Here is an 11,402-nt window from a genome sequence, read left to right on the forward strand (position 1 = left end):
TGCATTCTGACCGTTGATCACTGCGCATTTGCCAAAGATATGTGAATCACTTCACAGGTTCACGTTTGGAGGCTCGGTGCTTCGCTCCACGAAAGTCACGGTTGCGCTGCTGTTCGTCGCCTACGCGATCGACTACATAGACCGGCTCGCGATCAATCTCGCTCTACCCCTGCTCGGTGAAGAGTTCGATCTCGACTACTCCCAGCGCGGATTGATCATTTCCACGTTCTTCATCGCGTACACCTTGGCCCAGCTGCCCGGTGGACTGCTCGCCGATCGATACGGCGCAGTCCGGATGGCACTGATCGGATTGGTGGCATGGAGTGTCTTCACCGGCCTCACCGCTCTTGCGTGGTCCTTCGGGACGCTTCTGGTTGTTCGCTTTCTCTTCGGACTCGCGCAGGGCGTGTTTCCAGCCGCCGCTGTGAAGCTCGTTGCCGAACGCAGCATCCCGGAGCAACGGGCCACTGCCACGGGCTGGATGAACAGCTCCAACGCGGTCGGCACACTGCTCGCCATTGTCGTTGCGGCAGCACTCCTCCCGTTGATCGGCTGGCGTGGGATGTTTCTGGCCGTCGCGGTGCTCGGAGTACTGTCGCTCGTCAGCATCAAGTTGTGGCTTCCGCCCGCACTGCCGGCGGAGATCGACCGCGGTCCGGATTCCTCGTGGAGCAACATGCGCACCGTGCTTCGCTCACGAGCGATGTGGCTCTTCGCCTTGATGTTCTTCGGGTACGACTTCGTGATCTGGGGAATGTCGTCCTGGGTTCCGTCCTACCTCCACGACGAACGTGGAATCGCCCTCTCGAGCGCAAGTCTCCTCCTCATCCCGGCAACGGTCGTGGCCGCCGTGACCACGGTCATCGGGGGGCGGATCTCGGATCGGTTGGCAGGCAACAGTCGTATCGTCGTGATCCCGTCCATGCTCGCGTGCATAGTCATGCTCGCGTCAATACCCTTCGTCTCCAATACAGCCTTGTTCGTCGTTCTCGTCACCCTCGGATCTGCCGCTGCCTCTTTCGCTTTCATGCCGTGTTTTGCACTACCACTGCGGGCCCTGCCCTCGTCGGTGGTCGGGGCAGCCTCGTCGATGATCATTTTCGGCGGCATGGTCGCCGGAATAGTCGCGCCGCTCGTGTTCGGATTCATCGTCGACCATCTCTCCTGGTCAGCGGCATTCGTATCGCTCGCGCTCGGGCCAGTCGTGGCGATCATCGCGGTTATGGCAGCACCCCAGACCCGCGAGAAAATGCTGGACCTCGTTCAACTGAAAATCGCCAACTGAACACCACCATCGAAAGAAGATCGACCATGAACCAACTGCTTTCGAACCTTGAATTCGGAGACCCGTCGCGGCTGCGAACCGTCGAGCCGCACTGGTTCGATCTGTACCAGGACCTGCATGCACACCCAGAGTTGTCCGGCGACGAAACTCGCACTGCTGCAGTCGTTGCCGAGGAACTTCGGCGAATCGGCGGCTGGGACGTCACTGTCGGGGTCGGCGGTACGGGTGTCGTCGGAGTACTCACGGGGAGCAGCGGTCCGGTGATCCTGCTGCGCGCCGACATGGACGCGTTGCCGGTAGCAGAAGACACCGGTCTGTCCTACGCCTCCAAGACGGATGGCGTGATGCACGCATGTGGACACGACGTCCACGTAACCGCGCTACTTGCCACGTGCGCAGCGCTTTCCGCAGATCCGGCAGCGATCACGGGGACAATCGTTGCCGTCTTCCAGCCTGCCGAGGAGACCGGCTCCGGCGCTCGTGCGATGGTCGACGACGGAATCTTCGACCGCTTCCCGCGACCGGACCTCTGCCTGGGCCAACACGTGGGGCCGACTCCTGCGGGGATGCTGGTCAGCAAACCCGACATCTTGATGGCCGCATCCGACACGATTCGAGTGGTCTTTCACGGCCGCGGTGGCCATGCGTCCTCGCCGTACGCATGCATCGACCCCTTGTTGATGGCAGCATCTTTCGCGCTGCGCATTCAAGGTCTGGTCGCTCATGAAGCGGCAACTCCGACAGCACCCGTGCTCACGGTCGGAGCCTTGCACGCCGGCACAGCTGCGAACATCATCGCCGACGACGCCGAACTACTGCTCAGCCTGCGAACTTTCAACGCATCGTCGCGCGAACACATGCTCGAATCGGTGGGACGGATCGCTCGTGCAGAAGCGGACGGAGCCGGCGCCGTCGAACAGCCGGACGTTCATGCGTACAACGGCTTTCCGGCTACGGTCAACACTCCGGACGCAACGTCCACGGTGATGTCGGACCTACGCCGGGCCGGGTTGGGAATGTACACTCTGCCGCAACCGCTTTCAGGCAGCGAGGACTTCGGCGTCTTCGGCACTGCCGCCCAATGCCCTTCCGTATTCTGGCATTTCGGCGGGACCGCGCTTCAGAGTTTCGACGAAACTGCCCTCGCCGCGCTCGCCGAGGGGCGGATTCCTCCCGGCACGCCGTCGAATCATTCGCCGCGCTTTGCGCCCGATCCGTCCGCGGCTCTACCCGAAGGTGTCACGGCCATGACCGCTGCCGCGTTGGGTGCCCTTGCACGAAGCGCGTGATTCCTACACCCCTCCAGGGAGATAACGTCATGACAGACGAACTGCATTACCTCAGCGCCACCGAAGCGATTGCCCACTTTCGCACGCGAGAACTGTCTCCGGTCGAACTGCTACAAGCAGTCGTCGACCGAACGGAGAAGTTCGAACCGCATATCAATGCTTTCACCGAAGAGATGTTCGACGAGGCACTCGCCGGCGCTCGGGAGGCAGAGCGCCGCTACGGCGGCCAAGGACCAGACCCGCGGCCGCTGGAGGGAATTCCGGTAGCTGCCAAGGAAAAACACGCCATCGCCGGAAGGTCACTGACCGAGGGCTCACTGGCTGGGCGCGGCAACATCGCCCGCGAGAACGCGCCGGTGATCGATCGAGTTCTGGCAGCAGGCGGCCTGATCCATGCCCGCACGACGACGCCGGAGTTCTGCGTTGCGGCGTTCACCCACTCTCCACTGTGGGGGGTGACTCGTAATCCCTGGAACCTCGAGTACAGCCCTGGCGGCTCCTCGGGAGGAGCGGGCGCCGCGCTGGCCGCCGGAACTACTACTCTGACAACAGCATCCGATATCGGCGGGTCGACTCGAGGCCCGGCGGGTTTCACCGGCACCGTCGGCCTCAAAGCGTCGTACGGACGCATTCCCGGGGTCGCCCCGCTCTCCATGGATTCCTACCGCGGCGACGGTCCCATGGCCAGAACTGTCGACGACGCGATTCTGTTGGCCAACGTTCTGATCGGGCCGGACCCGCGTGATCATTCTTCGCTGAGGCCGGCGATCACGCTGCCGCACGAGTACCCGTCGGTCGAGGGAATGCGAATTGCCCTGTGCCTGCGGCTCGGTGACTTCCCCATCGAACCTGACATCGAGGCGAATACACGGGCGCTCGCGCAGTCGTTGGTCGACGCAGGAGCGATCGTCGAGGAGATCGAACTGCCGTGGACTCGCGATTCGATGGCGGCAGCGGTGAAAGTGCATTTCGGAACGATCATGGGGGCATCCGTCGCGGAAGTTGCTCGCGCCCACGGTGATCTTCTTGCCGATTACACGCTCGACAATGTCGCGATCACGTCGAAGGGCGCTGCGGAAATGTCATTTCTGGACGGCCTTCGCAAGGAAACGCAGATGCAACGAGAGCTCGCCGAGGCAATGGCTCCTTTCGATGCGCTGATCTGCCCGACCTCCGGCACCATCGCCTTCCCGGCAGGCGAGTCTTTGCTCGACGGCCTCACTGTGGCGGGCCAGCACGTGAACACCACCGCCGAAGCACTTCTCACGTTGCCGTTCAACGTCGCCAATCGGTGCCCCGTATTGGCGGTACCCAGTGGACACGCACACAACGGCGTTCCCACGGGCGTCCAGATCGTCGGCCACACCTACGACGAACCGACCGTGTTCCGGATCGGCAAAGCACTGGAGAAGATCCGCCCGTGGGCATACACCGAGAAGCATCAACCGAGACTGGATGTGGTGACGCCGGCTTCCTCTTGATCGCTGAGGAGGTCAGAGCTTGGCTCTGATCTCCTCGGCGATCGGCTGGAACTGCTCGAGGAACGTCAGGGCCCAACCGAATGACGCGACGCCCTCGTAGTCGAACGAATACACCTGATCGTTCTTGACGGCGCGCAGACGCTGGAAGATGGTGTCGTTCGCCAACTTCTCGTCGATGGGACCCTTGCCACTGTTGGTGATGATGACGTCGGCCTCGTCGAGCAACTCCAACTGCTCCTTCGGGAACCACTCGTTGCTGCCGGCAGGGATTGCGAGTGAGCGGTCGTTGAACTGGAACCCGGCTTCGCTGATGACCGTCGTCTGATACTTGGTCGGCGAGTACAGCGAGAAGCCACTTTCCTCGAAGTACGTGGTGTAGACGACCTTCACCTTGCTCAACACATCAGCGTTGTCGCTACGGAACTTGGCGATCCGCGCCTGGTAACGATCTGCCAACTCCTGAACCTTCGCGCTCTGGTTGAGCGCGTCCGCGACTCCGAGGGCGCGCTCCTTCCACGCGTACTGCCCGTCTTCGGCAAAAACCGCGGTCGGGGCGATCGACCGGATCTGCTCGTAGAGATCCGGGTTGTTCTCCGACAGCAGGTTGGTCATCACGATCAAGTCGGGAGACAAAGCCGCAATCGCCTCGGCGTTCGGCTCGTACCAACGCCCCACCTTCGGGAGGGACCGCAGCGCAGACGCATACGGTTCCGGGACACCGTCGGCGTTCTCGTAGTCGACCGGCAGTCCGACGGGAGTGAATCCGGCGTCGAACATCGCGGGGCCCGTGTAGTAATCGGCGCTGACCACCCGTTGCGGGTTGGTAGGAACCTCCATCTGGCCCAGAGCAGTGTTGATGGTGCGCATCGAGCCCTCGGCCGATTCACCGGAGCTGGTTCCACAGGCCGTGAGCAATCCGATCCCGGCCAGTGCGCCGGCGCCGAGAAAACCTCGCCGGGTCAGTGCAGCGGTGATGCGAGCGAACTCGGCATCGGTGTCGGATGTAGGTAGGAGAAGTGATGTCATGAAAGTGCCTCCAAGGCGCCGGATTCGAGTTCGCTGAGCCAATTGATCGCTGTGCCGTGGTCGGTGACCTGTGTGCTGATTCCGAATGACCGCCCGGACGCGATCGCAGGAATGCGGCTCCACAGCGGATTGGCGAATATGGATTTCATTCCCGCAGAATCGGTTCCGTCGGGTTGCTTGGGGTAGATCACCACGGTGACGTCCCGCAGCATTTCGAGTTGTTCGAAGGGAAAAGCCTCGAAGCCGGTGGACGGATTGAGATCAGGGATGAACTCGCCGCGGGTCACGTCGAGGTCGGCGAGCATCGCTCCCGTGACGCCGGTCGGATACAGAATCGAGAAGAGTCCTTCCGAGCCTCCGATTGCGACCTGGGCCCAACGGTTGCCTCGAAGCTGAGCGGAGTATTCGGTGCGGATTCGCTCCTGCATCGCCTGGTATTTCTCGCGGTTCGATGTCAGAGCCGAACCCTTGTTGACCGCGTCTGCCACTCCCTCGGCGACGGTACGCCAGTCCGATCGATTGGTGCCCGAATACACTGCTGTAGGAGCAATTTTCGAGAGCTCGCGGAACATGTCCTCGTCGATCTCGTAAGCATCGCCCACGATGAGGTCGGGCGCAGCAGCGACGACCGCTTCGCGGTTCACCTCGAGAAAGACCCCCACTGAGGACAAACCGTCGATGAACTTCTGCTGCGCGGGCGTGAACTGGTCGATGTACGCGCTGTAGTCGAGCGTCGCCACGGGTTGGGCGCCGACGGCCTGCAGCTGCCACGGAGTGTTGTACGAGACGGCGACGATGCGCTGCGGATCGACGGGAACATCCACGGGGCCGTAGTGGGTCTGCACCGTCCGAGTTTCGCCGTCCGCACCGCCACCGGCGTCCCCGCTGCTACATCCGGCAAGAGCGAGCATGGACAGTGCGGCGGCACTTCCGCCGAGAAAGCCGCGACGAGTCAGTGCAGCGGTGATGCGAGCGAACTCGGCATCGGTATCTGGCGTCGGTAACAGGAGTGGTGTCATGGGTTTCCTGACGGTCTTCCGAATTAGGGCTACCTAAAATTACTCTCACCTGCGCTGTTTCGGTGAAGCATCATGGCCAACCACTATTTCGATCGAGCCATGGATACGCGTGCCCCCTCGGTCGACGGCAGGAAGCCGGTACGTTCTTGGTTCGTGACGCCATCGCGACAGGACTTCTCCGGCATCATGTTGTGGGGAGCGCCGACCCTGGAACCGGCGACGTGGAACGAGCCGGTGTCCACCCCGGACCGGATCGTCGCGGAGCCGTGGTCCGTCAGCACCATCCGGTTCGAGAGCACCGCAACGGGCGTCTGGGATTTCCATACCCACCACGAACATGAACTGCTGTGGTCGGCGGGTGGGACCGTCACACTCGAAGCGTCCGAACACCTCTGGATGGTTCCGCCGATGCTCGGCATCTGGATACCCGCAGGCACGCCACATAGAGTTCGCTCCGATCACGGCGCCGTCATCTTCGCGACGTACCTGAATCCGGATCATGTCGAGGCCGACCGGACGACAGTGGTCGGCATACCCATGACCGGTGCACTTCGGGAGGTGTTGTTACACAACGAGAACAACGCCATGCCCGACCCGAAGCGACTACGGCTTCAGCAGGTGGCAATCGACCTCATCCATCCTGTTCAGGCCGCGAGTCTCGACATTCCGTTGCCGAGAACGCCTGACCTTCTTTCGATTGCCCGGCAGATCATCGCCGATCCGGCGGACGACCGCACCACTTCCGACTGGGCGCGCACCATCGGCGTGAGTGGCCGGACCTTGATGCGCCGCTTCCAGGCCGACACCGGCACGACGCTCACTCAATGGCGAATTCTGGTGCGCGTCCGCGTTGCATTGATCGAGATCGCCGCAGGCAAACCTGTCGTCGCCGTGGCCCGCGGCCTCGGGTATGCCAACCCTGGAACATTCATCGACCTGTTCAGGCAGGTCATCGGCCACACCCCCGCCGCGTACTTCCGCTCGTTCTCACCTGTCACGAAACCGCATCAGAATGGCACCAAACCCGCACGGGTGACACGTTAGCGTCGTTAGGCAAGGCAAACCATGTTGCCCGAACACGTTGGAGAACACCACAAATGCACCACCGCCGCCGTTTTGCCAGGTCTATCGCGCTCGCGGTCGGCGCGATCCTGATCGGCACGCTCGCCTCGTGCAGCTCGTCCGACGACCAGCCCTCGCCTTCGACCGAGACCATCGACTACAGCTTCGCGGGGTACTCCGCCCAGATACCTGCCGACCCGCAGCGAGTGGTTGTGATCGACTCCCGGACGTCCCTCGAGTTCGCACTTCTCGCCGAATACCCGATCGTCGCCCTCGATTACGACGAGTCGAGCCATCTCGCATCCAAGGTCCCTGCCGATGCGGGGCACCTGGGCGGCAATCTCAGCAAAGAGGACGTGCTGAGCTACAACCCGGACCTGATCCTCATCTCCGTCGGCTGGTACGAGAGCTACAAGTCGAAGAACCTCACTTTCGAGGACATCGCACCGGTTCTGGTGATCCAGGACGGCAGCTCGCCCGACAAGGAGACCGAATCACTCGGCGGTCCTATGGGATTCATGGGCGAGCAACTGGCACTGCTGGGCAAGACCGAAGCCGCCTCGGCAGCACAGGCGCGCTACGAAGATGCTCTCGGCGCCGCTCGCGACGACGTCGGTTCCGTCGCGCAAACCAAGACGATCGCCTTCGTATCGCTGATCGAGGACAAGTTCTTCGTGTTCAACACCCCGAACAACCTGACCGTCGACGTAGCGTCGTCACTCGGGTACACGATCCTGTCCAACGACGCGATCACCGCCGCCCAATCGGCCGCGATCGGCGGCTACAGCGCCGAATTCGGTTGGGAGAATGCGGATGTGCTCGCCGACGCCGATGTCGTCGTCGCCCAGAATCTCGACTCCTGGCCGGGCAACCCGGTGTGGGATCGTGTTCCAGCCGTGGCCCTCGGCAATGTCGCACCGCTCGACTACGACGACAAGGTCGGATTCGCACTCACCTACACGGACTTCCTGAACAAGCTGACGGACATCACCCGCAGCCTGAAGTGAGGTTCACTGGTAATACCACTTGACCTCTCACCAGTAGGCGTTTACGGTCAGTACATGTTCCAACCCGTTGCACGTACCTCGGCCTCCGGCGCAGTCTTCGACCAGATTTCCGTGAAAGTACTGGCCGGAGAGCTGGCTGCAGGTGAAGCCCTGCCCAGTGAGCGGAAACTCGCCGAGGCGTTCGGCGTCTCCCGGCCCGCCGTCCGGGAAGCAATCCAGAAGCTCGCCCAGGCCGGACTGGTAGAAGTCCGCCAGGGCGAGTCCACGTCGGTGCGTGATTTCCGACGCCAGGCCGGACCCGAACTTCTCCCCCAGTTGCTGGTCAGAGACGGCGTCCCCGACCTGACCGTCGTGCGCAGCGTCCTTGAAACTCGTGAACTGATGGGACCGCAGATCGCGGTGCTGGCCGCCCGTCGCATCTCCGCAGAATCTGCCCGGGAACTCGACACCGCCGTGGATCAACTAGGGGCCACCGAAGATCCAGTGGAGTTGCAAGACCGCGCTCTGATGTTCTGGGACGTCGTCGTCGACAGCGCGGATTCCATCGCCTTCCGCTTGATCTTCAACAGCCTGCGCGCCGCGTACGAGCCGGCCATGACTGCACTTGCCTCCGTCATGGTCGCCGAAGTCGGCCAGACCGACCTGTATCGAAAACTGGCTTCCGCCATCACTTCACACGACGAGTCAACCGCCGAGGCGACCGCAGCGCAGCTCCTCCACACCGGCACGACTGCGATCGGCGACGCTCTCACCTTCCTGGAAGGACTGAAACCATGAGCAAGCCCCTCACTCTGGCCGACGCCGCACGGACGTTCCGCAAGTCACCGACGCCGTGGATGATCGGCACCATGCTGCTGGCCGCCGCGGCGGCGCGCATCTCGTTGGGCGACTGGCAGATCACCGACGCACTGGTTCCACTCGTGATGCTTGCCGCATTCCCCTTCGTGGAGTGGGTTATTCACGTGTTCGTTCTACATTGGAAGCCGCGGACCATCGCCGGCGTCACCCTCGATTCACGCCTGGCGCGCAGCCATCGGGAGCACCATTTCGCCCCGCGAACCGTCTCACTCATCTTCATTCCGTGGCAGACACTCCTGATCGTGATTCCTGTCCTGACTGCCGTCGCCCTCCTGGCATTTCCCCGCGTCGAACTCGGCCTGACGTTCCTGACCTGCATTTCCGTCCTCGGCCTCGGCTACGAGTGGACCCATTTCCTCATCCACAGTGACTACAAGCCGAAAACTGCTCTCTACCGGTCGGTTTGGCGCAACCATCGCAACCATCACTTCAAGAACGAACACTACTGGTTCACCGTCACCACCGCGGGAACGGCCGATCGCGTACTGGGCACGTATCCCGACCCCAAATCCGTCGAGACATCCCCGACGGCCAAGAACCTGCACGGCACCGCGTCGAAGCTGTGAACAAACGTCGATTCCTGGCCCCCAGCTGGCAATGAACTTGAACGTGACTGTGTATCAGTAATTTTCGTTGAAACTCGCCAGAACCGTGCTTAGTGTCGGTGGAGTCAGAAGTTCGAAAACCGCTGTAACCGAAGGACACAACACATGTTCAACGATGTATTCAACAACGTCATTCATCCGATGGTCACGAACTTCCAGCAGTTGGGCCCTCAGCAGTTCATCCCCCAGCAGTTCATTCCGCAGGGCGTGTTCCAGCAGGCGCCGCAAGCAGCCGAGCAGGCTGTGACGATTTTCGGTAGCTGATACCGCAATCCACAGATAGCGCCACTCAGGGGTCGTCCGTCCAATATGCTGGACGGACGACCTGAGTGCCTCCGCCTGACAAGGATCCCCATGACCGCGAACACCCCCGTCCACGCCTTCACCGACGACGCCCTGGGCGATCTCGACGCCACCGGCATCGCCGCCCGGATCGAATCGGGCGAGGTGACCGCGCGGGAAGTCATGGAGGCGTCGATCGCCCGGGCAGAGGCGGTTCAGGGCCAATTGAACGGCCTGGCCTGCACCGATTTCGACCGTGCCCTCGCCAGAAGCAACCGCCCCGCCAAGGGCGTCTTTGCCGGTGTCCCCACCGCGATCAAGGACAACACCGACAGCGCCGGCCTCCCCACCCAGCAGGGCAGCACGGCCTTCACCGCGGTCCCCGCAAAGGCCGACAGCGATTTCGCGAAACAGTTCCTCTCCACCGGGGCCATCTCGATCGGCAAGACCCGGCTGCCCGAGTTCGGATTCAGCGCGTCCACCGAGTACATGACAGAAGAACCCGTCCACAACCCGTGGAACCCGGCGTACTCGTCCGGCGCTTCCTCGGGTGGCGCTGCCGCGCTTGTTGCTGCCGGCGTACTCCCGATCGCGCACGCAAACGACGGTGGTGGATCGATCCGCATCCCTGCCGCTGCCTGCGGACTGGTCGGACTCAAGCCCACTCGCGGCCGTACCATCGCCGATCCTGCCGACAAATCGATGCCGATCCGGCTGATCGCTCAGGGCGCCGTCACCCGCACGGTTCGCGACACTGCACGATGGATGTCAGCGGCCGAAAGTTATTACCGCAATCCACGACTCGCACCGGTTCGCCTGATCGAAGGACCGAGTTCCACACGATTGCGCGTCGGCGTGATCACCGATTCCGTGACAGTCACCAAGACCGACGACGAGACACGCAAGTCCGTCGAAGCCACGGCCGAACTCCTTGCCGGCCTCGGCCATCACGTCGAAGACGCGGCATTGCCCGTCGGCCCGGAATTCATCGAAGATTTCAGTATCTACTGGGGATTCCTGTCGTTTGCCATCTCCACCGGTGGCAAACAGATGCTCGGACCCGACTTCGACAAGTCCGGCACCGACAACCTCACCAAGGGCCTGTACTCGCTGTACCGGAAGAACCTGGTGAAGACGCCGCGCGTGCTCTACCGCCTGCGACGCCTCCAGCAGCAGTACAGCGCCATGTTCTTGAAGTACGACGTCGTGCTTTCGCCGGCTCTGGGGCACACCACCCCCGAGCTCGGATACCTCTCCCCCGCTCAGCCTTTCGAGGAACTCTTCGACAAGTTGATCGCGTACACGTCGTTCACCCCGCTCAACAACATCTCCGGCGGCCCCGCGATTTCGCTACCGCTGCATCAGACCAGCAACGGTTTGCCGTTGGCTTCGCATTTCTCCGCCGATCTCGGCGACGAGCGCACGCTCCTCGAATTGGCCTTCGAACTGGAAGAGGCTCAGCCCTGGAGAAGAATCCAGGACTGAGCC

The 11,402-nt window shown here is 62.3% G+C and carries 11 protein-coding genes; 9 read left to right on the top strand and 2 right to left on the bottom strand.

The window, feature by feature from the left end; all coding sequences use genetic code 11:
- The first annotated feature begins 76 nt into the window (after positions 1–76).
- From DBV08_RS06395 to DBV08_RS06405, 3 genes are read left to right on the top strand one after another with little or no spacing between them, the layout of a single operon-like run.
- Positions 77–1,285, top strand: coding sequence for an MFS transporter (locus tag DBV08_RS06395; RefSeq protein WP_095969440.1), 1,209 nt, complete (start codon positions 77–79; stop codon positions 1,283–1,285).
- A gap of 26 nt (positions 1,286–1,311) precedes the next feature.
- Positions 1,312–2,574: an amidohydrolase gene (locus DBV08_RS06400; protein WP_124566885.1), complete on the top strand. Its 1,263-nt coding sequence runs from the start codon at positions 1,312–1,314 to the stop codon at positions 2,572–2,574.
- 29 nt (positions 2,575–2,603) lie between these two features.
- The gene (locus DBV08_RS06405) at positions 2,604–4,055 is read left to right on the top strand and encodes an amidase (protein WP_124566886.1); all 1,452 of its coding nucleotides are present in this window, start codon (positions 2,604–2,606) and stop codon (positions 4,053–4,055) included.
- A gap of 12 nt (positions 4,056–4,067) precedes the next feature.
- Here DBV08_RS06405 and DBV08_RS06410 read toward each other — a convergent pair whose 3' ends face one another.
- Complete coding sequence (locus DBV08_RS06410; protein WP_095969437.1) at positions 4,068–5,081, bottom strand: ABC transporter substrate-binding protein; 1,014 nt, start codon at positions 5,079–5,081, stop codon at positions 4,068–4,070.
- On the bottom strand, positions 5,078–6,100 hold the full coding sequence (locus DBV08_RS06415) for an ABC transporter substrate-binding protein (protein WP_124566887.1): 1,023 nt from the start codon (positions 6,098–6,100) through the stop codon (positions 5,078–5,080). The genes DBV08_RS06410 and DBV08_RS06415 overlap by 4 nt, the downstream gene beginning before the upstream one ends.
- 153 nt (positions 6,101–6,253) lie before the next feature.
- Here DBV08_RS06415 and DBV08_RS06420 point away from each other — a divergent pair, with 153 nt between their 5' ends.
- The 6 genes from DBV08_RS06420 to DBV08_RS06440 all read left to right on the top strand — a co-directional run bounded on the left by DBV08_RS06420 (position 6,254) and on the right by DBV08_RS06440 (position 11,399).
- Positions 6,254–7,144 (top strand): AraC family transcriptional regulator, encoded by an 891-nt coding sequence (locus DBV08_RS06420; RefSeq protein WP_253252804.1) that lies wholly within the window; start codon positions 6,254–6,256, stop codon positions 7,142–7,144.
- 53 nt (positions 7,145–7,197) lie between these two features.
- Positions 7,198–8,169: an ABC transporter substrate-binding protein gene (locus DBV08_RS06425; RefSeq protein ID WP_124566888.1), complete on the top strand. Its 972-nt coding sequence runs from the start codon at positions 7,198–7,200 to the stop codon at positions 8,167–8,169.
- A gap of 54 nt (positions 8,170–8,223) precedes the next feature.
- Positions 8,224–8,946, top strand: a complete 723-nt coding sequence (locus DBV08_RS06430; RefSeq protein ID WP_124566889.1) for a FadR/GntR family transcriptional regulator — start codon at positions 8,224–8,226, stop codon at positions 8,944–8,946.
- Complete coding sequence (locus tag DBV08_RS06435; RefSeq protein WP_095969432.1) at positions 8,943–9,593, top strand: sterol desaturase family protein; 651 nt, start codon at positions 8,943–8,945, stop codon at positions 9,591–9,593. The genes DBV08_RS06430 and DBV08_RS06435 overlap by 4 nt, the downstream gene beginning before the upstream one ends.
- Positions 9,594–9,737: 144 nt before the next feature.
- Positions 9,738–9,896: a hypothetical protein gene (locus DBV08_RS32240; RefSeq protein WP_003944172.1), complete on the top strand. Its 159-nt coding sequence runs from the start codon at positions 9,738–9,740 to the stop codon at positions 9,894–9,896.
- A gap of 90 nt (positions 9,897–9,986) precedes the next feature.
- On the top strand, positions 9,987–11,399 hold the full coding sequence (locus tag DBV08_RS06440; RefSeq protein WP_124566890.1) for an amidase: 1,413 nt from the start codon (positions 9,987–9,989) through the stop codon (positions 11,397–11,399).
- Positions 11,400–11,402 lie beyond the last annotated feature (3 nt).

The sequence above is a fragment of the Rhodococcus sp. KBW08 genome (assembly GCF_003852455.1).
Classification (GTDB): Bacteria; Actinomycetota; Actinomycetes; order Mycobacteriales; family Mycobacteriaceae; genus Rhodococcus_F; species Rhodococcus_F baikonurensis.